Genomic DNA, 21,690 nt, shown 5'->3' with positions numbered 1-21,690 from the left:
CTTGTCATCCATGTTGATTTGCTATCGCACTTGCTCTACGATGTAACTTCAACTTTCGGAAGAAAGCACCTATGCTCAAGGGCCAACTCTGCACCGTGCGTCACCTCGTGACCGCCGATCTGAACACCTTCATCGCGCTGGTCAACGACCTGCCGTCGCGCGGCGACTATTTTTCGACACACTTCAAATCGCCGGAAACCATGCGCAAGGAGTTCATGCAACACGGCTTTGTCACCGACGACAGCGAGCTGTTTGTGATCGAGGACGCGCTGCACCACGTGGTTGGCGTCATCACCCACTTCAAGAGCCGTACGCCGGTGACGCGCGAAATCGGCTACCGGCTGTTCGATCCCAAGCTGGCCGGGCACGGTTACATGACTGAGGCCTGCAAGCTGGTGGTGGATTACCTGTTCAAGGTCCATCCCTATCACCGGCTTGAATTATTGACCGCGCCGGAGAACGTCGCCTCGGTGCGCGTGGCGCAGAAATGCGGCTTCCGCGCCGAAGGCACGCTGCGCCAGTCGTTCTTCATCAACGGCCGTTACCAGGATGTGACCATCTTCAGTTTGCTGCGCCCCGAGTGGGAAGCACAATATCTTTAATTACATCTCCAATTGTTACAAGCTATTACCGGCAAGGCCGGTTTGTAAGCATGTGTATAAGACGTGGTAATAATTTTGCTGGGATTTATAGTGGAGTCACTGGCTAACGAATCATTCCGATCCGGGCCGCAGCAAGGGGAATTACCATGTTGAGCAAAAAAATGATGGGTGTAGCGTTACTGGCCGTAGCAGCAGTATCGTCGTCGGCGTACGCAGGCGACCGTGATTTCAACACGGTGGCCGGCGCTGTGGTCGGCGCGGCAATCGGCAACAGCGCCGGTGGACGCGATGGCGCCATCGTCGGCGGCCTGGTTGGCGCGGCGGTCGGCAACAGCATCCGCACTTCGGATGACCGCTATTATCGCGGCCGTGACCGTGGTTACGATCGTGGCTACGTCGAGACCCGCGTGTATTCGCAGCCTGCGCCGGTGTACTACGAGCGTCCTGCTCCTGTGTACTACGCGCCGCCGGTACGCTACTACGAGCCGCCTCCACGTGTAGTCTACGTTGAACCGGCCCGCCCTTATTATCGCGAAGGTCGCCATCACCACCACCACGATCGCTGGGATCGTTAATACCCCCCTCAAAGCCCCGAAGTCCGGGGCTTTTTTTCGTCCCTCCGCTAGGCATCTGCGACGGGGGAAAACATGACGACAGCAGACGCATTCATCGCTTTGGAACTGGGCCACTACCGGCTGCGCGAGCAGATCGGCGGTTCGGCCTACGGCATTATCTGGCGCGCCAGCGGGCCGCAGGCGACGCGTGACGTCGCCATCAAATTAATCAACCAAGAGCAGATGGAGCGCGCCTTGCCGGAGCAGCGCGAACGCTGGATCAGCGCTGCCAATAACGAGATCGCGTTTTTGCAGTCGCTGGAACCTTGGGACGAGTGCCACATCGTGCGCCTGCTCGATAGCGGCTGGCATGAAGGCTTGCCGGTGCTGGCGCTGGAGCTGATGGGGACTGACCTCGGCAAGCACGTGGTGGCGCTACGCGGCCGCAGCGAGCACGTAGCGCCGGCGCAGGCGCTGGACTGGATCGCGCAGCTGAATCAGGCGCTGGCCAAGGTGCATCAATACGGTTGGCGTTATCTCGACCTGAAACCGGCGAATGTGCTGCTCGATCCGCACCTGCGCACGGTCAAGCTGGCGGATTTTGGCACCAATCGGGCGCTGGGCAGCCTGCAGGCGCACTCCTATGCCGGCACCGCCAACTGGCAGGCGCCGGAGCAGTTCTTCCCAGCCGACGCCGGCGGTTATGCCACCAGCGTCCGCAGCGACTATTTTTCGCTGGGCGCGGTGCTGTACTTCTTAATCGCCGGCCTGCCGCTGCGCTATTGCGTCGACTGCGGACAGGCTTATCGTGAGCATCACGTGGCCGGAGCGGATGTGCTGCGCGGCCGGCACGGCGGCGAGATTCCGTGCGCGTTGATGCCGGAAGAAGAGCAGCGCTTTGCCGCCGCCATCCCGGCCGGTCGGCGCGATGCGGCGCTGGCCTTGCTGCGCGCCTTGCTGCAGGTGGATCCGGCGCTGCGGCCACGGCACGCCATCCAGATCAGCCGCATGCTCAACGCGGTGCAGGGAACGAAACCGCTGCGCGGCGCGTTTGACGCGCTGGATCCGGCGCTGGGCATGCATCGCCCGTCGGCGATCAACGGCTGGCAAACCATGCTGGGGGCATGATGATCGCCTCCTCCTCTCCTTCCCGCCAGGCGACGCGCAATGTATCGTATCGTCTGGCGCCGCGCCGCTCTTTACTGCCTATGATTGCCAGCGCCATCGCTCGCCACAGCGGCATGGCGCTCACGCTGGCGGTGCTGGCCGTGCTGTGCGGCTTGCAGGCGCTGGCTTTGCTGCGCGCTCCGGCGGCCTGGCTTCCATCGGCGATCACGGTCGATCTGGCTGCCGGCGAAAACATTACCCTCGGCCAGCGCGAACTGGCCGCGCCGCAGACCGACCGCAATCACATCTCGCTGCGCCGCGACACTGATGGTAATTGGTTCGTCCGCAATATGAGCGCGGCCAAACAGGTAGTGCTGATACGCGATTCGTCGGAGCAGCGGCTGGGCAGCATGGCATTGCAGGGATTGGCTAGCTTCCAGATTGACGGCGCAGTGTTCGATGTCCGTCGCACCGATGCGCGCTCCGTGACCTTCACGCGCGATGGCCACGAATGGCGTTACGACGGCGCGCTGTTATACCGCGACGGCGTGCCGCAAGCGAATTGCCCGGATGCGCGGCTGGCCAGCAAGGCGCTGTCAGTGTGGAACCGCGTCATGCCGTTGACGATCGCACGTCCGCTGACCTTCGGCGGCAATTTGCATTGCGATAACCGGCTAGGCCTGGCGCAGGTGACGCCGGGCGCGGCGCAAATCAGCCGCGCGAACGGCCGCTTGCAGCTCACCGCAGGCAATCCAGATGGCGACCGCGCCGCCGTGCTGGCCGATCAAGCGGACCTGCGCAAGCAGGAGTCGGCGCTGGACGGCGTGAACGCAATCACGGTCGGGCACACGCGCTTGCAACTGACCGCCAGCGGCAAGCAATTGACGCTGCATCCCAGCCGCCACGTCAAACTTTACAGCGAGCCGGAACTGAAGCTGCCATCACAAGTGAACTGGCATTGGCAGCAACGCGACCTGTGGCGCGGCGGCCCGGCCAACACCATCCACATCGCCCTCGCCCTGTGCGCCGCCGGCATCGCCCTCAGCACCGCCACTCGCCTGGCTGCCCCGCTGGCTGTGACGGGATTGCTGGCCGCCGGATTGGTCGCGTTGGTGGCGCAACGGGCGGGATATGCGCCGGCCGCCGCGTGCTCGCTGCTGCTCGGCGCCAGCGCGTTGCTGCTGTGGCTTGCCCTGCCCGGCCGCCTGACGCTGGCCAAAGCCGCCGGCGTCACCCTGCTCGCCATCGGCCTGCTGGCGCAACTGGAGCTCGGCCTCGGCGCGCCGGAATCGTCCTGGCTGCGCTACTACCAGAAATCCGCCGCGCTGCTGGCCATCGGCACAGGCCTCGGCGGCCTGCTGCAACTATGGGCACAACTTCGCACAGCACGCGGCGCGCATCTGCAACAGCGCACCATCGAATGGCTGCTCGCCCTGTTCGCCGCCGTCGCGCTGGCCGCGCTGGCGGCGCAGGTCCTGTGGGGCGATGAAACCGGCGTCTTCGATCTGCAACCGGTCGAACTGGGCAAACTCGCCCTCGCCGCCCTCACCGCCCACTGTCTCGCCTTGCGCTTCAACTGGCATAACGGCCCGCAGCGACTGGCCGACCAAAGCGCGCGCTGGCTGCAACTGATCGCCCCCGCACTGCTGTTCCTCGCCCTGCTCGGCCTCGCGCTGGTGCAAGTGGACGACTTCTCGCCACTGATCCTGCTGCTGGTGTGGAGCGCCGGCATGGGCATGGCCTACGCCATCGCCGCCCGCAACCGCTGGCTCGCCGCCTTGCTGCTCATCGCCGCGTTGCTCGCCGTGAGCGCCGTCGCCTGGCTGCGCCTCAACGGCACCGACGACCTGATACGCTGGGGCTTCTACGCCGACCGCTTCCTGGTCTGGCTCAATCCCGCCGAGCATCCACACACCGGCCAGCAACTGCTGCTCGGCGCCCGCGCCATCGGCGACGGCGGCTGGCTCGGCGCCGATCACTGGCTCGGATTGCGCACGCTCGGCCAGGCCGCCGGCAGCGTCACGCAAATCCCCGCCGTGCAGGACGACTTCGCCGCCTCCTTCTTCCTCAACCGTCACGGCCTGCTGGGCGGCCTGCTGCTGTGGAGCGTGCAAGCCGCCTTCCTGGCCGGGATCCTGCTGACCGCCATGCGCGCCTACCGCGATGGCGCCGGCGCCCGCAACTTCCGCCACGCATGGCTGGGCCGCTTCCGCTACTTCGCCCTGTGCGGCGGCGGCGCCTTCGTACTGGGGCACTTCCTGCTTTCGTGGGGCACCAACCTCGCCATCTTCCCGATCATGGGGCAGCCGATGAGTTTTCTGTCGGCCGGCGGCAGCCACCTGCTGTTTTTCCTCTGCCCCCTGCTTACCTTCAGTGCGATATCTTCCGAAGGAGCCTGAATCATGCCGACCTATGTCCAACACGCCGTCCTGGGACGCATTCCGGACGTCTTCAACGCCGAGGCGATCTGGCAGACGCCCGGCCTGGCGCTGTTCTCGCGCCGTCCGTTGCTGCGCGATCTGCTGGAACGCAGCCCTCGCGAACACAAGGGCCGCGCAACCACGCGCTGCTTCTCACATGTGACGCTGGTGCTGCCGCAGGAAGAAGTCGACGACGACTACCACCTCACGCGCGGCGCCCGCGCCCGCGACCTGGCGCAAACGCTGGCGGCCTTGCATCAGAAGGACTTCGGCGATCTGCTGGCCGGTGATGAAGTGCGTTATGACGTGGTCGGCGACGCCACCCTTGCGCCGGACGAAATCGAGGTCAAATTCGGCCACGCCGTGTACCTGCCCGCGCCGGACGAAAAGATGCTGTACAACGTCAGCGTCTCGCGCGACAGCGCGATCTGGCATACCGCCTGCGCCATCTATCCCAACCAGCGGCTGGCATTGATCGGCGGCGATGGCGGCGTGCCGGTGCCAGGCTGGCCGTTCGGCTCCGATGCGGCGCTGTTAATCCTCAACGACGGCCCCGACGCCGCGCCAGTCGTGCAGATGCGACCGAAAGGCGCGTTCGACTGCCACTACGATCCACGCGCCGGCTACTACACCGTCAAAGCGGCGGACGGCCAGCGCCTGCTATTGAAAATAGCGCGCACCACCGCAGCACCCGCGCGCGCAAGCCATCCAGTCGCGCCCTCCGCACCTCCCGCCGTCTGGCAAAAACGAGCCGACACGAATGCCAAGGCCATCGACCTGACCGCCGTCCCAGCCGCCGCCAGCCACAAGCCGGCCAACCGTCCCGGCGAAAGCGACGCAACCTATGCGCCGGTCGCGCAGCAGCGTGTCAGCCTGGTGGCGCTGGCGTTGCCGCGCCTGAGCCGCTATCGCGAGACCGGCGCGCTCGCCATCGAGCTGCCGTTCAACCGCGACCTCGCGCTGACCACCGACGCGCAACCGGTCATCAGCCTGATGGTGGACGCGGCCGACCAGCTGCACGCCATCACCGCCGAAGGACGCCAGCGCATCGACGCCCCGGCCACCTTCACGCCGGTGGATGCACGCACACTGCGCCTGCTGCCTGCAGCGCCAGAGATGGCGGACCGCTACCGCGCCATCGTCTGCCTCGCGCAAGCGGTCAGCAACGGCGTCGCCAGCGGCGCGCGCTTCACCTTCGGCCGCAACTCGCCTATGCTTTCCGCGTTGCGCCTGCTCGATTCGCCGCGCTTCCTCAAACGAGCCGATGGCGCTGGCAACGGCGGCGCCACCAGCACCGACCGCATCGGCCTGTCGCGCAACGCCTTCAGCTTCGAGGCCGTGGCCAAGGGCTATACCATCGCCCGCCTCAGCGCCACGCAAGCGCTCTACCATCTGGACGACAAGCTGCAATTCGTCGCCAGCTTGGGCGAAGCGCCCTACCTGCTGCCGCACGGTCACCACCTGGTGGCAGGCCATTACGTGCTGCGTTTCGAAGCCTGAGCCATCATGGACGCGATCACACTTCACGCCGTCGCCGCGTTTGTCGCTGGCCTCATCATCACGCTGGTACTTGCGGCTTACCTGACGCCGCGCGGCTGGTGGAAGCGTCCCAACGCGCGCGCGCTGTTCATCATGGTGGCCGGCGCGTGGGGCTTCGGCAGCATGATTCTGTACGCCACGCACGCCCCGGCCACAGCAGCCGGCAGCGCGCGCGCGGCACCGACACACACCGCCGCATTGCCCTCACACGCCGACGACGCCGTGCGGGCCGGAGACTCGCGCACTGTCGGCCAGCCATTCCGCGTCCACCGCGACCTGAACCTGCGCGCAGCTCCCGGCGTGCAATCCACGCGCGTAATCGTAGTGCCGGCCGGCGCCATCGTCACGCCCACCGGCCAGCACGACGGCGACTGGTGGCAAGTCAGCACCGTCCTCGATGGCCGCACGCAAACCGGCTGGGCCAGCAGCCTGTGGCTGCGCCGGAGCGGCGAATGACCCACGCGCCGTCCACCGCCACCGGCAAATTTTCAGCTAAGCTGTGGCCTTTCACATCCCGCGCTCCGGCGCCAGCCTCGATGACCCGCATCACCGACCAACTCGACTTCGGCCCCGCACTGGACATCGCCGCCCACAGCATGGCCAGCATCAGCAAACTGCAGACGCCGGAGAACCAGGACAACCTGCTGCTCGTCGACGCCAACGGCCGCGCCGTGCTGCTGCGCGACCAGTCGCCGCACACCGTCCAGCTGACCGACTGGCCGCAAGGCCACGTGCGCCTGGCGGTCCTCGACGGCATGGGCGGCCACGGTCACGGACGAGAAGCCGCCGAAGCCGTCGCCGCCGGCCTGCTGGCCATCCCCGCCTGCGCCACGCTGGAACAACTGGGCCGCCGCCTCGACCAACTGCACCACGAACTGCAGGCCCGCTTCAGCCGCCCGGACGACCACGACACCTTCCGCCGTCCCGGCACCACCCTCACGCTGCTCGAAATCCCGCCCGGCCAGCCGCCGATGCTGTACCACGCCGGCGACTCGCGCCTGTACGAAATCACCGCACAAGGTGCGCAGCCGCTGACCATCGACCACGTGCCCGCCACCGCCTTCGCCATGCACGGCCTGCTGGGCGAGGACGAATGGTGGCAGCAAGTGCACGGCGAGCACCGCGCGCAAATCTCGCAGGCCTACATCCTCGGCAACGCCTTCGCCAATCCGCAAGTGCTGGACGACGGCCTGCTGCCGCTGGATGCATCCAACCTGCCGCCCTTCCTGCGCCACCTGGCCGACCGCCGCGCGCTCACCGTCCATCCGGACGCCACCTACCTGCTGGCCACCGACGGCTTCTGGTCATGCGCCCGTCCTCAAGCCTGGATCGCGCGCTGGCCATCGCTGCTGAGCGGCGCCGCCGGTCCCGCCATCGACGCACTGTTCAGCGACTACGCGCACAACCCACCGCCCCAGCTCCACATCGACAACCTGAGCGCGATCGTGATCCGTTTTGCACGCAATGTTGACGAAACAGCACTGCCCACCGCACCAATTCCGTCGCATTTTTGACCAGTGCACAGACGGACCAAAAAAACGAGTTGCAAAGTTTGCCAAACAGAGTGAAAACCGCATAAACTGACGGGTATCCCATCGGTCGGTTTGTCATGAAAAAATGCAGTAATGCCCAGCACCCGCATTGCACTTATTGGGTCATGTCAGGAGCGCAAACCTGCGAAGGCGGCCACGCCCAAGCGGAACCCTCCAGCTTCGATCTGCTGACTGCACTGCGCACCACCCGTGCCGCCTCCCCGGCCACGGCGCTGGATGCCGTCCCTGCTTCCGAACCAACGCCTACTCATTACGCCCGTCCGCTGCAGCGCATGCATGCCGAACGCCCGCAGCTGCACATCAGCGGCTTCGACCCGCGCGCCGCTGGCGGTCGCCAGACCCTGAAGATGGAACTGCGCGGCATGCCCGAAGCTTGCGCGCCGCAACTGACGCTGCAACTGCAGTCGGACCTGATTCCGCACGGCGCCGCGCGCCAGCACTTCGTGCGCGCCGTCGATGGCGACTGGCGCCCTGTGTTTGTCGAATTTTCCTCGCGCGGCAAGGAGCACGGCCAGTACCAGATCAGCATCGAACTGCTTAGCCAGCATGCCGGCATGGCCGCACGCAAATGGGTGTGCACCTTCGTGATCCTGGTGCCGCGCCTCGACGCCACGCTGACCGAGATCCACCGCATCTTCCTCAGCACCCACAAGAATGTGCGCGTGATGGCGGACGATGCCTCGATTGCCCGCGTCAGCGCGCAAGGCGGCGACAGCCTCGATATCGACGTCACCGCCCGCAACGCCGGCATCGCCCATCTGGACCTGAATGCGCCGGCCGGCAAAGTGGACCTGGGCTTCTCCACCATCGCGTGGGACGAAGACCTGATCGAAATCGACATGCCGCAAGCGGCCGCGCTGCACCCGCATCCAAGCGCCGCCGCCTCGCTGGTGAACGCCGCGCCGGAAGCCGGGGCGCAGCGCCAGATCCGCCTGTTCGCGATGGAAGAATGCGTGATCGGCCGCTTTGAGCTGGTCGATCCGGAAGCGGACGTGCTGCTCACCCACTACAGCGCCGACGGCCAGGACACCAACGGCCTGACGCGCCGCCTGTCCGGCCGCCATGCGGTGATCCGCCGTTCCGGCCTGGGGTTTGAAATTGAAGACGTGTCGCGCTACGGCATCCTGCTGGATGGCGTCTGGCCGGGCAAGCACAAACCGACCGCGCTGCGGCTCGGTATGCGCATCGAATTCAGCGCCAGCATCAAGGACATCGTGACGCTGGCGGTATCGGCCATCATGCCGCACGGCGTGATCCTGCACCGCGTGGACCACGGCGCCAATGCCGAGAGCTTCTACCTGCTGGCGCCGGAGACGCATCCCGGCTACCCGGTCAAGTCGTTTGCAGCCGCGCCGCATGCGGCCGCGCTGCCGCTGCTGTTCCACCGCGACGGCGGCTTCTGGCATCTCGACCAACTGACCGGCAAGGAGACCGCGCTGGCGCCGACTGTCTCTCTGGATAAACTGAGCCGTGTGCCGCGCCATACCCGCTTCGCCAGCGATCCGTATCCGGAGCATTGGATCATCCGCACCGGCGCCACCGATATCTACAGCACCGTGGCGGCGAACGCCATGTCCACCGCCTGATCCTCGTTACGCCGCCGGTTTCCTGGCCGGCAGAGGAATCCGCTCCGTTTCACCCGGCACTTGCGGGAAGCGCTGCGCCTCCCAGTCTTCGCCCGCCTGCACCACGCGTTCCTTGCGCGATGAGACGAAGTTCCAGAACATATAGCGATGGCCATCCAGCGGTTCGCCGCCGATGACGACGAAGCGCGCGTCGCTATTGGCTTTCACGCGGCGTGTGTTGGCGCTATCCAGCAGCGCCATGTTGTGTAGTTCCAGCGCAGCGCCATCCACTTCCAGTGCACCGCTGATCGGATAGATCGCCGCCTCGGCTGGCAGATCGCTCAATGCTAGCTCGCCGCCGGCCTTGAGTGCGACGTCCAGATACAGCGTCTGGCTGTAGGTCTGCACCGGCGAGGTCTGGCCGAAGGCGGTGCCGATCAGCACACGGATGTCGGCGCCATCGACCGTCAATTCGGGAATCGCGCTGGATGGCGTGTGGCAGAAACCCGGCTCCGTTTCCTCATGCGCTGCCGGCAGCGCGGCCCACAGTTGCAAGCCGTGCGTGCGGTGCGGTACGCCAACCAGATCCTTCGGCGTACGCTCGGAGTGTACGATACCGCGACCGGCCGTCATCCAGTTGATGGCGCCCGGCTCGATGCGCTGGTAGGTGCCCAGGCTGTCGCGGTGGTCCATCGCGCCTTCAAACAGATACGTCACGGTGGCGAGGCCGATGTGCGGGTGCGGACGCACATCATGGTCGGCGTCGGCCGGCACATCGACCGGGCCGAAATGGTCGAAGAAAATGAACGGACCCACCGCCTGCTTGACGGCGGACGGCAGGTAGCGGCGCACCACAAAGCCGCCGCCCAGATCCTTTTCGTGGCCCTTCAACAGATTCGAGATGGTCATGGTCTTATCCCAGCACGGTGGTCACTTCGGTGGTCACGGAAGTCATCAGCTTATGGATAGGACACTTCTGCGCGGCGGCCAGCAATTCGGCGCGCTGCGTTTCGGTCAGGTCGCCGGTGACGTGCAAGGTGGCGGTCAGGCGGTAGATGCCCTGGCGCTCTTCGCTGGCGTCGCGCTCCATGCTCACTTCCACGTGCTCCAGCGGGATGTTCTTGCGCTTGGCGAACCACACCACGGTCAGCGCCTTGCATGCGCTCAGGGCGGCGTCGTACAGGTCGTGCGGCGATGGGCCGGCGTCATTACCGCCCTCTTCCACCGAACCATCGGTCGAGATAATGTGATTGCGCACATGGAGGATGTGACGCATCGGCAGGGATTGATCACGCAGGGCTTTGATAGTCATTCGGTGTTCCTTGTGGCAGCTAGTTCGGTAATAAACTCAGAACCCACAATGTACACCGAATGAAGGGCTTGCGCTTCTACTAAAAGCCTACGCGCCGACCAGCACCATCGAGAAATCGGCGCCGTCCTGGCGCAGCGCTTTCAGACTGACGTGTTCCGGATCGTCATACCATGCTTGCGCGTCAGCGGCGGAAGGGAATTCGATCACCACCATCGCCTCTGGCAGTGCCGGCGTGCCTTCCAGCGCCTGTGGCGCCGACTTCGCCACCAGCTTGCCGCCGTGCTTTGCCGTCAGCGCTGGCATATGAGCGCCATATTCCTTCTGCCATTCCGTGCTGCGCAGGGTTGCGAATCCAATTGCGTATGCTGCCATGATGACCTCCTTGGTATGTATGAGGCTTCATTATCATCACAAGCCGATCAACGATAAATACGCTAAACTTTCATTCATTCCTAATTAATTGTTTCGAATATGAGCGACAAGCTACGCAGCATGGAAGTGTTTGTGTCGGCTGCAACGGCGGGCAGTTTTGCGGCAGCGGCACAGGCGCTGGGCATATCGGCGGTCATGGTCGGCAAGCATGTGCAGGCGCTGGAACAGCAGCTTGGCGCGCGACTGATTGAGCGCAGCACGCGCCGTCAAACGCTGACCGAGATCGGCATCGCCTATCTGGAACGCTGCCGCGACGTGCTGGCCAGCGTGGCGGCGGCCGACCACGTGGCGGAGAACCTGCGCGCCGAGCCGCAAGGCAGCTTGCGCATCTCGGCGCCGGCCACCTACGGCGAGCAGCGCCTGACGCCAGTCATTGCGGAATATGCGGCGCGCTATCCCAAAGTCAGCATCGAACTGGTACTGAGCAATCGCGTGATCGACATGGCGGAGGAAGGTGTGGACGTCACCATCCGTTCCGGCCCCATCGCCGACAATACACTGATCGCCCGTCCGCTGAAGCCTGGGCGCGTGCTGGTGGCGGCCAGTCCGGCATACCTGAAACAGCATGGCACGCCGCGCCATCCTTCTGACCTGACGAAGCACAACTGCCTGGTGTTCGCCGGCGCCGGCGCCACGTGGCACTTCAAGCGCGGCGAAGAAAAAGTGGACGTGCAGGCACGCGGCACGCTGGTCAGCAATACCGGTACATCGCTGGTGGTTGCGGCGATAGCCGGCATGGGCGTGGTGCTGCAAGCGGATGTACTGATGGAGCCAGCCCTGCAAGCCGGCCAACTGGTGCGGCTACTGCCGAAATGGGAACTGCCATCACGCGCCATGCACATCTTGCGCCGCCCCGAAGCGCGCCCCAGCGCCAAAGTCCGCAGCTTCGTCGACTTCGCGCTGGAGCGGCTAAGTTAAACTACAAAAATAAGATCCTGTCGATATTCACGAAACCTATGAACAAACTGGCTGATGCTGAACTGCTGGAAGGATGGCTGCGGGCGCGCTCGATGGCGCGGCATTTGCCGCAGCCGGTGCCGGATCGCGGCGGGCTGCGCGTCGATACGGCGATGCCGGAAGAACTGCGGCGCTATGTGTTCGCGGGCCCCTCGCCCGCCATCACGCAACTCGCGCAGGAGATTCACGAGCCGTATGTGTTTATCAAGATGTGCGGGCCGGGTGCGCATTTGCAGTCGCTGGTGCCGCACCGCTGGCAGCTGCAGCCCACTGGTTATTTGATGACCAGGGAAACTGGCCGCAATCCAGTGCCGTCGCTGCCGCCCGGCTACTGGCTGCAAATGCAGACCGAATCCGGCGTCACCACCGCGCGCATCTTCGCCGACGACGACACGCTCGCCGCCACTGGCTATGCAGCGGAATATGAACGGGTATTTGTGTTCGACCGCATCGCCACCGCACCCGCGCACCAGCATCAAGGACTGGGCGCGGCGATCATGGCGGCATTGGGAACAGCGCAGCAATCACAAGCCGCGCAGCGCGTGCTGGTGGCAACCGAGGCAGGCCGGGGGCTCTACGCGACACTGGGATGGAGCGTGCATTCGCACTTCTCCACGGTGACGATCACACCACCTTTTTAACGAACTCCGTCTTCAGGCTCATGGCGCCGAAGCCTTCGATCTTGCAGTCGATATCGTGATCGGCATCGACCAGGCGAATGTTCTTCACCTTGGTGCCGACCTTGACCACACCACCGCCGCCCTTCAGCTTCAAATCCTTGATGACGGTGACGGTATCGCCATCCTGCAGCAGATTGCCGACCGCGTCGCGGTACACACGGGCGCCCTCTTCCGCCGCTTCAGCAGCACCGGCAGTCCACTCGTGCGCGCACTCCGGGCACACCAGGTTAGCGCCGTCTTCATAGGTATATTCGGAACTGCATTTCGGGCATGGTGGCAAGGTGCTCATAGGGAATCCTGATTTTCAAAGGCCGTGAGTATACCTCATGCCAGCTTGCGGGCCACGCGGAAGCCGACAATGTCGTTCGCCAGCACCGCCGAAAAACCATTGCGCACCGCCGAACGCAGATAGCGCGGGTTGTACAGCCACGATCCGCCACGCAGTACACGCCTCACCGGGTCGCCGCCCTCCTCCCACGCGCGGCCATCCGCTGGCGCGCCAACGTAATTATTGTGCACCACGTCCTGCGTCCACTCCCACACGTTGCCGTGCATGTCGAATAGCCCCCAAGGATTCGGCTGGTATGCGCCGACCTTGCTGGTGCCCTGCACGTAGGCGCCGCGCTGGCCGCCGTTGTAGGTGTAGTGGCCGTCGTAGTTGGCTTGGTCAGGGCTGATGGTGTCGCCGAAGCTGAACGCCGTTTTAGTGCCGGCGCGGCAGGCATACTCCCATTCCGCCTCGGTCGGCAGGCGGTACACCTGCCCGGTTTTCTGCGATAGCCAGCGCAAATATAGCTGCACGTCCATCCAGCTGACGCCTACCACCGGATGATCGTCCGACTGTGCAAAGCCCGGCGCGCGCCAGTCGGTGTCGGACTGCGACTCCCAGCCGGTGTCCTTGACGAACTGCCGCCACTGCGCCACTGTCACCGGATAGCGCCCCATCGCAAACGACTGTTCGATGCCCACCCAGCGCTGCGGCAGCTCGCGCTCCAGCCAGTTCTTCTGCGCTCCGGCCTTGATTGCCACCGCCTGCTCGTGCTCGTGGGAGCCCATCTGGAAGCGGCCGGTCGGTATCAGCACCAGATCCGGCCCTGCACCCGAGCCGTCAAGAAAGCGGTCGCGCAGCACGCCGCTGGCGTCGGCCACCGGCGTGTGCGACGCCACCGCCGCCAGCTCCGCCGCATGGCGCTCGGCCTGCTGCTTGCGATGCCGCTCCTGCTCTTGACGGTACGCCGCTTCCGCCTTCAACTGCGTAGCCTTGCGCTGCTGCTCTTCGCGTTCTTCACGCGCCTTCTTCGCATCGGCTTCGCGCCGCGCCAGCAGTTGTTCGCGCAATAGCTGCTTGCGTACCTGCGCCGCTGCTTCGGCTTCGGCGCGCTGCCTGGCTTCCAGCGCGCGGCGCTGCTGCTCCTGCCGCTGCTTTTCCACCGCCGCAGCCTGGGCCTCGGCCTGACGGCGCGCCGCCAGTTCAGCCGCCTGCGCCTTGCGCTGTTCCTCCTGCACGCGCGCCTGCTCGCGTGCACGCTCCTCTTGCGCCGCCTGCTCCTTCTGGCGTTGCTGATCATGCGCCTCGCGGGCAGCGCGGTCGCGGGCAGCCTGTTCGGCGCGGGCTGCCACTTCCTCGTCGCTCGGGCCGGCCGCTTCGCGCAGGGCAGACAGCAGCGCAGGCACCGACGCCGGCCGGCGCTCCTGCAGATACGCAAAGCCGTCCTGCAGCACCTTCCACTGTCGCTCATTCAGGCCGCGCGGCGGCGATGGATGAAAGTCGGCTGTCCGCATATCGTCAAACGGCATGCGGCCTTCCAGCAGCTGGTAGATCATCACCGCCACCGCATACACATCCAGCCTGGGCGCGGGCTGGCGCTGATGCGTGCCCGCCTCCGGCGCGCGATAGCCTGCGGTGCCGGCATTCGGCGTCTGCAAACCGAGGCTGCTGCCGGCGCTACGCACACGCGAGGCAATGCCGAAGTCCAGCAGCTTGATCTCGCCGCGTTTGGTCAGGAACACATTACCCGGCTTGATATCGCGGTGAACCAGCTTGTGCTTGTCCCACGCATATTGCAGCGCATCGCCCACCGGCGACAGCAGCTTGATCACCGCGTCCAGCGCCAGCGTGCCCTGCTCGGCCAGATACGCATCCAGATCCTGCCCTTCAAGGTACTCCATGATGATGAAGTAACTGGAGGTCGCCGGGTCCTGCGCCCACTCATACACGCGGACGATATTTTCATGCGCCAGCTTGCGCGCCTGCGTGGCTTCCTCGATCAGCAGCTTGGCGTGGGTGGCGCTCTGGGTCAGCTGCGGCGGCAGGATCTTCAGCGCCACCTGGTCGCTGTGGCCCAGTTCCGCGTGCGTGGCCAGGTCGGTGGCCAGCCACACCTGCCCCATGCCGCCCATACCGATCAGGCGTTCCAGCCGGTAGCGGCGGTTTTGCGGACCGATCTCTTGCCCGGTCATCAGCCCCAGCTCCGTGCCCTGGCGCGGCGGCAGGACAACCGGCGCGGCATGGCCTCCCGGCGGCGCGTATTCCGCGTCGAGGATGGCGTTCTTGCGACGGTCGAACTCCTGCAGGCTCAACAAACCGTCATCATGTAAGGCCCGCAGTTCGCGGATCTTGTCCCTTGCTGTCTGCATCTTTACCCGTTACTCCGCATCGCGCTGTTCGCGCTCTTTCAGCAGGCGTTCGTACGCCAGCTTGGCCGCCTCCAGCGGCGACACGCCGTGTTCCGCCGCCACTACCTGTGCCAGCGCCTGGATCTGCTCCGGCGACATACCGCCTTGAATCTGCATCTTCATGATCTGCGCCACCGCTTCCACATTCGACGGCGCGGCGACAGCGGCAATCGCCAGGTCGCTCAGGCGGTTGACGGTTTCCATGCGGCGGATCTCGTGATCCTGCTGCGATTGCTGGACGCTGAACGCCGCAGCGCGTTCCTGCTCAAACTTCTTCAACTCATGCTGCCACGCGGCTTCCTGCTCGCGCTGGCGCAGGATCAGGCGCTGCTCCTCCACCGCCAGCTGGTCCAGCATGGCCTGCTTGGCGTTGGACTGGTTCTGGCGCGCGTGGATGCCGTCGGCCTCGATGGTGCGCAGCAGTTTTTCGTACTGCGCCACGGCGTCGGCCTGGGCGCCGGCGCGCTTGAGGTCTTCGATCTTCTGGTTGATCTCGGCCAGCTGCACGGCGTTGGTCGCGTCCTTGACAGCATCCTCGCGCAGCAGTTCGCGCTGGCGGGCCAACGCCAGCTGGTCTTCCCATTCCTGCACACGCTCGGCCTCGCGGCGGCGAGCGGCGTTGGCCATCGTCATGCCGTGGATGCGGGCCGCATGCGCTTCCGCTTCGATTTGCAGTTCGCGCGCCTTTTCGTCCTTCTCGCGCTGGCGCAAGGCGGTGAGCTCCGCGCGCCGCTGCGACTCTTCCTCGATGCGCAGCGCTTGCGCGATCTGGTTCTCGATCGCCTGCTGGCGCAGCTGGTGCGACAGGCGCTGCTGCGCCAACTGGCGCTGTTCAGCCGCCGTTTGCTGCAGCACTTCGAGCTCGGTACGCATGCGGATTTGCGCCAGGTGGCGCACATGCTCCCAATCGGCCTGCTCGCCTACGCGGTGCGACTTGTTGCGTGCCAGTTCGTGCTCAAGATCCGCCAGCACCGTGCCGGCGCCTTTATCCAGGGCGACCTTGCGGGTCTTGGATTCCATCACGCGGCTATACAGTTCCACTTCGCGCGCGCGCAGGGCCTGCACGCGCTCGGCCTCTTTCAAGGTCAGTTCGGCCTTGTTGATGCTGGCGTCCTGGCGCAATTCGGCGCGACGGAAATCGGCATGCATCTTCTGCTCTTCACGCAGGATGCCCTGCCATTCTTCCTCGTTGTAGATTTCATCCAGCTGCTTGACGTGCTCCAGCTGCACATGGCGCTCGTCGGCTACCAGCCACATGGTGCCGACACGTTCGCGGTTATGGTCGAATTTATCGTGACGCAGCGCGGCCGTTTCTACACCATCCACCGCCAAGCCGTAGCTGACCAGGCGCTGTTTGAGCGCGGCTTGGAGGCGTTCGTTCAGTTGCAGGCGCAGGTCGGCGTTGCCGGCCATCTCGCGCATCGAGCGGCTGCCGACGAATTCTGCCGCCAGCTGGCGCACCGATGGTTCCAGCAGCTCGTGCAGATGCAGGGTGCTGACCACGCCCGGCACGGTCATGAAATGCTGCGCAAAGGCCGGCACGTTCTCGATCCGGATGGAGACCGTGAAGCGGGCCGATATCTTCAGGTGTTCGGCGGTATGCAAGTCGCTGAACGAGAACTCGACCGGCAGCGGAAGGCTGCGGGTGATCAGGATTTCGGCGTTCTGGTTGCGCAGCAGATGGTTCAGGCGCGTGAAGAAACCTTCGATCTCGTACTCGCCCTGCGGCACTTCGGTGGCCTTGTCGGCCTGCAGAATGTAGGCGCGGGTGGTGGCCGGCACGCGCAGCGTCTTGGTGAAGATGCCGGACAGCGTACTGACGCCGAAGTACACGGCCAGTTCGTTATCGCCGGGGATCCAGCGATTGTCGCGCAGGACTGGTTCGCTGCGCGGCGCGCCCAGCGTCAGGCCGCAGTGCTTGCAGTAGCCCGACTGGCCGTCGTTTTTGTGCTCGCACCGCGGGCATTTAACGCCGCCAAAACCAAACATTTGGAACATGTCAGACTCCTTCTACGATTCATCTCTGGGGCCATCCTGCGATCTGTCGATTTTAGCAGGGCGCGCCCGGTTTGCTTCTTGCGCACGGTTAAATCATGCCAATCTTGTCGATACAGGCCAGGCTGGCGCCTTTCTGGCGCAGTCCGGCGGCGTATCCGGGAGGTAGCTGGTCCTGCCAGTCCTTGGGCAACAGCACGCGGTCGCCATTATTTACTTGATTGAGTATTAACGCCAGCTTGGGTTCGCGGCCTTCCACGGTGTCGACACGGCCGGCGTGCCAGGCGCTGGAACAGCCGGTGGCGATCAGGCGGCCGCGCGGCACGAACTCGCGGCCGCGCGCAAGGCGGTCGGCCATCACCAGGGCCAGTTGGTAGGAGTCGCCCTGGAAGCGCGGCTGGCCGAAACGGACCACGGTGCGCCAGCGGTGCAGGCCTTTGCCGTCGAAGTGACGGGCGGCGGCCAGCGTGTGGCGGACCTCCTGCTGGGCTGCCAGATCGAGCCCCGGGGCGGCGATGCTGTCTTCTTCGCTGGCTGCGGGCGCGTCCAGCGGGAAGACGCTGACTTCGAGCCAGCCCAGCGCATCGTTGATGCCGCCGCTGTGCAGCGGGAACCAGGTGCGGACGGTGGAGACGGCGGCCGACAAGTCGGCATGGCCGCTCAGCGCTCCAAGATGGGTTATTTGCAGCGCGTCCACGGTGCCGGTGACGCGGCCGAGGTGCCAGGCTTCAGAGCTGCCTTGGGCGCTGGTTGTTGCGGCGGGATGCAGGCCGCGCACCATGCGGTCGGCCAGCACGGCGGCCAGTTCCCAGTCGCGCTCCGTGGCGGCGGGTGTGATGTCCATGCTGAGGACCACTTGATCGCGGCTGTCGAGCCGCACTTCGGTGTGGCGTGCGAGGCGGACGACTTGCTGCATGCGTTCTGCAATCGCCGTCGCATTGGGCACCGTGCATTTGACGTCGGCGCGGTTGGCGCGCGGGCGGCGGCTGACGGTGATGGTGACGGTGCGGCCGTCGGCCAGCACGCTGCGGCATTCGGCGTTGGCCGGGACGGCGCTGGTGGAGATAGTGCTCATAATGATGGCTCCATGCGCGGGATGTGCGGCACGCGGCGCAATGCCAGTCCGGTTTCGAGATTGGCGCAGATGCGGTCTGCTTCGTCCAGCAGTTGCGGCCATTGCTGCGGGCTGGCTAGCTGAAGGCGGCCTAGCAGGGACCAGCTTTCGTCCAGCGCGGATTGGGCGATCAGTGTTTGGGCGCTGCGGCGGGACTGGTCGGCAGCGGATAGCGGCTGGTCCGGCGCGGCCCAGGCCAGTGCGGGCATGGTGTTGACGTTCAGCGCGGCCATGCCGAGGCGTAGCAGCAAGGCTTGATGCTGCTGGAAGATCGTCGATCCTTCGGGCAGCGTGAGCAGACGCAGTTCACTGGCCAGCGCAGGCAACTCGATGAACAGGCGGCGCAACGCGCGCGCGTCCTGCTCTGCTGCGCCGCGAGTTGCCGGGACGGCTGCAGCAGCGGCAGCATTGGCATCGTGCGCGGTGCCCCGACCGGCGACGGCGGCGGCGCGGTCGGCGATGGCTGCGCCGGCGGCATCAACTGCGGTGGCGGGGCTGGCGACGGCATCGGTGTCAGCGGTTGCGGCGGCGGTCGGCGCGGGCGCCATTGCGATTGCGGCGGCGGCGGCGGCGGCATCGGCTGCGGCGATGCGGGCGGCTTCTTGCTCGGCGCGGCGGCGGAGGATGGTGGCGTAATCGATTTGCTCGCCCAGGTCGACCGGCACGCAGTCGTCCACGGTCACGCCATAGCGCGTGTACATCAACTGATTCAGGCCAGCGCGGAAGGCGTGCCATTCTTCCAGCGTGGTGCAAGGCGGCAGGTCCAGCGCACCTTGCGCCAACTCGGCCTGCAACGCCAGTTCCGCCGACGCCGCAAAATCCGCCACCATCAAGCGCCCCGCCGTCTCGCTGCACAAATACAAATCAAAGCGCTGCTGCGACACGCGTGGATTGGCCGCATCGACCACAAACCGCAGCCGCAAGCCCCACTCCGGCGCGGCGGCAAACGGCGTCAGGTCCACCGTGTACGGCCCCGGATGGAAGCAGAACGCCATCTCACCCTGCTCGCACGACACCTTGCCAGCCGCCGCACGCCGCGCATGGCCGGCCGCATTGAACACCACCACCGTACAAGACGCCGGCACAACATCACCCGCCTCGACCCGCAATGCGATCAAGGACACTCCCAGTCCGCCCATATCGACGGCCGGCTTTCGGCGACGGCTGAACAATCCCATAAATTACGGCGCTACCGGTTCAACGGCAAAGCCGGCTCCATACAGTTGAAAATGCGATCCCGGCGCGGTGGCGAACGGCCATGCGCGTTCACACTCGCCATCCGCATCGAGGCGGCCTTGCAGCACAATCGCGCCGCCGCCGTCGATCACCCGCAATTGCGGCTGTTCGCTGAGCAGGCGTGCCGCGAAAGGCGCCTCCGCCGACAGGCTCAATATCACCTGCCAGCCGCCATCCTGCGGCAGGAAGTGCAAGGTCCAGTGACCATCGTCGGTTACCAGCGCTTCCAGTTCATCGGCCGCCGATGCGGTGGAGGCGGCGCGCAGCATGCCGCTGCTGCCGGTCCACACCGGATCGTTGGCTGCCGGTTGTATGTTGGACTGCGAGGCTGCATGCCGTTCCAGCGACAGTTGCCGGAACCGGCGCAGGGTCAGCGGCGATGCGGACAAGGCTTGCCGCTCGTTCGGCGTCAGGGGGCGCGTGCCGTCCAGCGCCGCCAGCAGCGTGGCGTCGGCCAGCATCAGGCGGTCGCCCGGCGCGGGACGCGACAGCAGCACGCGCTCGCGCAGGCGCGCATCCAGATCATTTTGTGCTGAGTTCAAATCGTTCTCCTTCATCGCGCGCCCGCTGCTTGCAGCCTGGCGATTGCTTCATTCCGGCGCTTGCGCAGCGTCGGCATCGAAATCTGGTCCAGCGCCGCCAGCTTTTGCAGGCTTGGCAGCTCGCCGGTGGCCGGGTCCAGCCAGGCGTCCGGATAGGTATCGTCGGATGCACCCAGCAGCTTGTGGTAGACGGCCAGACGGATCGGCAGCGATTCATCACGCATCATGCGGATGGTCCAGCTGCCGGCATCCTGCGCTGCCCGCGCCAATTCAAGATAGCGGAGGGGCAGGGAAAGCTCGCCCGCCCGCGCCTGTTCGATGGCCGATTCGGCCTCGTCAGGCAGGTCGGCAGGGTGCTGGATGTCGGCCTGCGTGTAGTCAGGATCGTCATCATCCGATGGCGGGGCGGCGAGGATGCGGTCATCGTCGTGCGGCGGGCCGCTGGCCTCGGCCTGCTCGGACTCGCCCAGCACGCGCCAATAGTCTTCCAGCCACGCAGCAGCCTCCCCTGCCTCGCCCTGCCAATCCTCGGCGCTGTCCATATTGGCGGACAGCTCCTCGTAATCGCCTATCTCCGCCAGCAGCTCCGCGATCCGCTCCGGACTGTTTTTCAGGCTGGCGAAGCGCTTGGACTTGGTATGCAGCGGCCCAGGCGAACCGCCAAACTGCTCCTGCGACTCGCTCCAGCGAATAATCCACTCGGCCTTGCAGCCGCCGATGGACTTCATCTGCCGCACCTCAATCGGCGTGCCTGCCAGCGGGCGGCCCAGAATCGCGCCAACCTGCGCGGCATTCTGCTCCCACGCCGTGAACAAATCGGCGATCTCGCGATACGCCGTGTCCAGCATGCGGTAGGTATAAATTTTGTTGGGCGAGCACTCGCGCCCAGTGGCGACGATATAGTTGTCGGCATCGACCTTGTCGCGCAGCGTGGCGTACATGTCGTTGACCTTCTTGCGCAGCACGCCCTCGGCGGCGGCATCGTGCCAGAACGCGCCGCTGCGCGCATACTCGCTCGCCATCGCGGCGACAAACGCCGACCAATACGACGTCTGTGCCTGCAATTCATATAGCAGGCCTAGCGACAATTCATACACGCTCTCGCCGTAGCTATTGCCCTCGGCCTCGCCGCGCGCGCGGCGGGCGTGGACGCGCAAAGACGCCGCTACCGCATCGGTATAGGCGTCCAGCAGTGCCGCGTGCTGCTCGGGTTCGAGCACATGGTGCATCTCAATCTGCCGGAAGGCCTGCAACGAGCAGTGTCCCAGCAGCTTGCGCACTTGTTCCCAGCCGTGCTCCTGATACCGGGTTCCTGGCAAGCGCATAAAGTCCTGTGTAAGTTGGATGAATCAAATGGCTCTTCAAGCATGCCATAAAAAGAAGGGCTTCATTGTTCCGTTTACAAG

Annotated in this window: 20 protein-coding genes; 10 read left to right on the top strand and 10 right to left on the bottom strand. The window is 65.3% G+C overall.

What is annotated here, in order from left to right:
* The first annotated feature begins 71 nt into the window (after positions 1–71).
* From BMZ70_RS03285 to BMZ70_RS03250, 8 genes are all read left to right on the top strand, one after another.
* On the top strand, positions 72–602 hold the full coding sequence (locus BMZ70_RS03285; RefSeq protein WP_092269853.1) for a GNAT family N-acetyltransferase: 531 nt from the start codon (positions 72–74) through the stop codon (positions 600–602).
* Between the two features lie 146 nt (positions 603–748).
* The gene (locus BMZ70_RS03280) at positions 749–1,177 is read left to right on the top strand and encodes a glycine zipper domain-containing protein (protein ID WP_092269850.1); all 429 of its coding nucleotides are present in this window, start codon (positions 749–751) and stop codon (positions 1,175–1,177) included.
* 72 nt (positions 1,178–1,249) lie between these two features.
* A complete protein-coding gene (locus tag BMZ70_RS03275) occupies positions 1,250–2,284 on the top strand; it encodes a serine/threonine-protein kinase (RefSeq protein WP_092269847.1) in 1,035 nt (344 codons plus the stop codon).
* Entirely contained in the window at positions 2,281–4,662 is a 2,382-nt protein-coding gene (locus BMZ70_RS03270; protein WP_229205272.1) for an FtsW/RodA/SpoVE family cell cycle protein, read from the top strand. The genes BMZ70_RS03275 and BMZ70_RS03270 overlap by 4 nt, the downstream gene beginning before the upstream one ends.
* 3 nt (positions 4,663–4,665) lie before the next feature.
* Positions 4,666–6,183 carry a hypothetical protein gene (locus BMZ70_RS03265; RefSeq protein ID WP_092269844.1) on the top strand — a complete coding sequence of 506 codons (1,518 nt, stop codon included), beginning with the start codon at positions 4,666–4,668 and terminating at the stop codon, positions 6,181–6,183.
* Between the two features lie 6 nt (positions 6,184–6,189).
* Positions 6,190–6,678, top strand: a complete 489-nt coding sequence (locus BMZ70_RS03260) for an SH3 domain-containing protein (RefSeq protein WP_092269841.1) — start codon at positions 6,190–6,192, stop codon at positions 6,676–6,678.
* Positions 6,675–7,736 carry a PP2C family protein-serine/threonine phosphatase gene (locus BMZ70_RS03255; RefSeq protein ID WP_307183278.1) on the top strand — a complete coding sequence of 354 codons (1,062 nt, stop codon included), beginning with the start codon at positions 6,675–6,677 and terminating at the stop codon, positions 7,734–7,736. The genes BMZ70_RS03260 and BMZ70_RS03255 overlap by 4 nt, the downstream gene beginning before the upstream one ends.
* Before the next feature lie 143 nt (positions 7,737–7,879).
* A complete protein-coding gene (locus BMZ70_RS03250; RefSeq protein WP_092269838.1) occupies positions 7,880–9,361 on the top strand; it encodes an FHA domain-containing protein in 1,482 nt (493 codons plus the stop codon).
* A gap of 6 nt (positions 9,362–9,367) precedes the next feature.
* Here the strand turns inward: BMZ70_RS03250 and BMZ70_RS03245 are convergent, their stop codons facing one another.
* From BMZ70_RS03245 to BMZ70_RS03235, 3 genes are all read right to left on the bottom strand, one after another.
* A complete protein-coding gene (locus BMZ70_RS03245) occupies positions 9,368–10,249 on the bottom strand; it encodes a pirin family protein (RefSeq protein ID WP_092269835.1) in 882 nt (293 codons plus the stop codon).
* A gap of 4 nt (positions 10,250–10,253) precedes the next feature.
* Positions 10,254–10,652, bottom strand: a complete 399-nt coding sequence (locus BMZ70_RS03240) for an OsmC family protein (RefSeq protein WP_092269832.1) — start codon at positions 10,650–10,652, stop codon at positions 10,254–10,256.
* A gap of 87 nt (positions 10,653–10,739) precedes the next feature.
* Positions 10,740–11,024 carry a DUF1330 domain-containing protein gene (locus BMZ70_RS03235; RefSeq protein WP_092269829.1) on the bottom strand — a complete coding sequence of 95 codons (285 nt, stop codon included), beginning with the start codon at positions 11,022–11,024 and terminating at the stop codon, positions 10,740–10,742.
* A 99-nt stretch (positions 11,025–11,123) separates the two neighbouring features.
* Between BMZ70_RS03235 and BMZ70_RS03230 the strand changes: the two genes are divergently transcribed.
* The gene (locus tag BMZ70_RS03230; RefSeq protein WP_092269826.1) at positions 11,124–12,002 is read left to right on the top strand and encodes a LysR substrate-binding domain-containing protein; all 879 of its coding nucleotides are present in this window, start codon (positions 11,124–11,126) and stop codon (positions 12,000–12,002) included.
* Positions 12,003–12,040: 38 nt separating this feature from the next.
* A complete protein-coding gene (locus BMZ70_RS03225) occupies positions 12,041–12,682 on the top strand; it encodes a GNAT family N-acetyltransferase (RefSeq protein WP_092269823.1) in 642 nt (213 codons plus the stop codon).
* Here the strand turns inward: BMZ70_RS03225 and BMZ70_RS03220 are convergent.
* From BMZ70_RS03220 to BMZ70_RS03190, 7 genes are all read right to left on the bottom strand, one after another.
* Positions 12,666–13,010 carry a zinc ribbon domain-containing protein YjdM gene (locus BMZ70_RS03220; RefSeq protein WP_092269821.1) on the bottom strand — a complete coding sequence of 115 codons (345 nt, stop codon included), beginning with the start codon at positions 13,008–13,010 and terminating at the stop codon, positions 12,666–12,668. The two genes, BMZ70_RS03225 and BMZ70_RS03220, sit on opposite strands and share 17 nt — an antisense overlap.
* Positions 13,011–13,045: 35 nt before the next feature.
* Positions 13,046–15,358 (bottom strand): SUMF1/EgtB/PvdO family nonheme iron enzyme, encoded by a 2,313-nt coding sequence (locus BMZ70_RS03215; protein WP_092269818.1) that lies wholly within the window; start codon positions 15,356–15,358, stop codon positions 13,046–13,048.
* A gap of 9 nt (positions 15,359–15,367) precedes the next feature.
* Positions 15,368–17,395, bottom strand: a complete 2,028-nt coding sequence (locus BMZ70_RS03210; protein WP_229205271.1) for an SPFH domain-containing protein — start codon at positions 17,393–17,395, stop codon at positions 15,368–15,370.
* Positions 17,396–17,483: 88 nt separating this feature from the next.
* Positions 17,484–18,467 (bottom strand): hypothetical protein, encoded by a 984-nt coding sequence (locus BMZ70_RS03205; protein ID WP_092269815.1) that lies wholly within the window; start codon positions 18,465–18,467, stop codon positions 17,484–17,486.
* Positions 18,464–19,630: a hypothetical protein gene (locus tag BMZ70_RS29075; RefSeq protein WP_255372211.1), complete on the bottom strand. Its 1,167-nt coding sequence runs from the start codon at positions 19,628–19,630 to the stop codon at positions 18,464–18,466. Before BMZ70_RS29075 ends, BMZ70_RS03205 begins: the two co-directional genes overlap by 4 nt.
* Positions 19,631–19,687: 57 nt before the next feature.
* The gene (locus BMZ70_RS03195) at positions 19,688–20,284 is read right to left on the bottom strand and encodes a hypothetical protein (RefSeq protein WP_307183268.1); all 597 of its coding nucleotides are present in this window, start codon (positions 20,282–20,284) and stop codon (positions 19,688–19,690) included.
* An 11-nt stretch (positions 20,285–20,295) separates the two neighbouring features.
* Positions 20,296–21,609: a hypothetical protein gene (locus tag BMZ70_RS03190; protein ID WP_092269806.1), complete on the bottom strand. Its 1,314-nt coding sequence runs from the start codon at positions 21,607–21,609 to the stop codon at positions 20,296–20,298.
* Positions 21,610–21,690: the final 81 nt, after the last annotated feature.

The organism is Duganella sp. CF402 (assembly GCF_900109645.1).
GTDB lineage: Bacteria > Pseudomonadota > Gammaproteobacteria > Burkholderiales > Burkholderiaceae_D > Rugamonas.
The sequence above is the reverse complement of the archived record's forward strand: the minus strand, read 5'-3'. Positions and strand labels throughout refer to the sequence as shown.

Excerpts from the sequence above, each read along its gene's own strand:
- BMZ70_RS03190 (WP_092269806.1), bottom strand. The coding sequence starts at position 21,609 with ATGCGCTTGCCAGGAACCCGGTATCAGGAGCACGGCTGGGAACAAGTG.
- BMZ70_RS03225 (WP_092269823.1), top strand. The coding sequence starts at position 12,041 with ATGAACAAACTGGCTGATGCTGAACTGCTGGAAGGATGGCTGCGGGCG.
- BMZ70_RS03205 (WP_092269815.1), bottom strand. The coding sequence starts at position 18,467 with ATGAGCACTATCTCCACCAGCGCCGTCCCGGCCAACGCCGAATGCCGC.
- BMZ70_RS03260 (WP_092269841.1), top strand. The coding sequence starts at position 6,190 with ATGGACGCGATCACACTTCACGCCGTCGCCGCGTTTGTCGCTGGCCTC.
- BMZ70_RS03265 (WP_092269844.1), top strand. The coding sequence starts at position 4,666 with ATGCCGACCTATGTCCAACACGCCGTCCTGGGACGCATTCCGGACGTC.
- BMZ70_RS03280 (WP_092269850.1), top strand. The coding sequence starts at position 749 with ATGTTGAGCAAAAAAATGATGGGTGTAGCGTTACTGGCCGTAGCAGCA.
- BMZ70_RS03250 (WP_092269838.1), top strand. The coding sequence starts at position 7,880 with ATGTCAGGAGCGCAAACCTGCGAAGGCGGCCACGCCCAAGCGGAACCC.
- BMZ70_RS03215 (WP_092269818.1), bottom strand. The coding sequence starts at position 15,358 with ATGCAGACAGCAAGGGACAAGATCCGCGAACTGCGGGCCTTACATGAT.
- BMZ70_RS03255 (WP_307183278.1), top strand. The coding sequence starts at position 6,675 with ATGACCCACGCGCCGTCCACCGCCACCGGCAAATTTTCAGCTAAGCTG.
- BMZ70_RS03270 (WP_229205272.1), top strand. The coding sequence starts at position 2,281 with ATGATGATCGCCTCCTCCTCTCCTTCCCGCCAGGCGACGCGCAATGTA.
- BMZ70_RS03245 (WP_092269835.1), bottom strand. The coding sequence starts at position 10,249 with ATGACCATCTCGAATCTGTTGAAGGGCCACGAAAAGGATCTGGGCGGC.
- BMZ70_RS03235 (WP_092269829.1), bottom strand. The coding sequence starts at position 11,024 with ATGGCAGCATACGCAATTGGATTCGCAACCCTGCGCAGCACGGAATGG.
- BMZ70_RS03230 (WP_092269826.1), top strand. The coding sequence starts at position 11,124 with ATGAGCGACAAGCTACGCAGCATGGAAGTGTTTGTGTCGGCTGCAACG.
- BMZ70_RS03285 (WP_092269853.1), top strand. The coding sequence starts at position 72 with ATGCTCAAGGGCCAACTCTGCACCGTGCGTCACCTCGTGACCGCCGAT.
- BMZ70_RS03210 (WP_229205271.1), bottom strand. The coding sequence starts at position 17,395 with ATGTTCCAAATGTTTGGTTTTGGCGGCGTTAAATGCCCGCGGTGCGAG.
- BMZ70_RS03220 (WP_092269821.1), bottom strand. The coding sequence starts at position 13,010 with ATGAGCACCTTGCCACCATGCCCGAAATGCAGTTCCGAATATACCTAT.
- BMZ70_RS03275 (WP_092269847.1), top strand. The coding sequence starts at position 1,250 with ATGACGACAGCAGACGCATTCATCGCTTTGGAACTGGGCCACTACCGG.
- BMZ70_RS03240 (WP_092269832.1), bottom strand. The coding sequence starts at position 10,652 with ATGACTATCAAAGCCCTGCGTGATCAATCCCTGCCGATGCGTCACATC.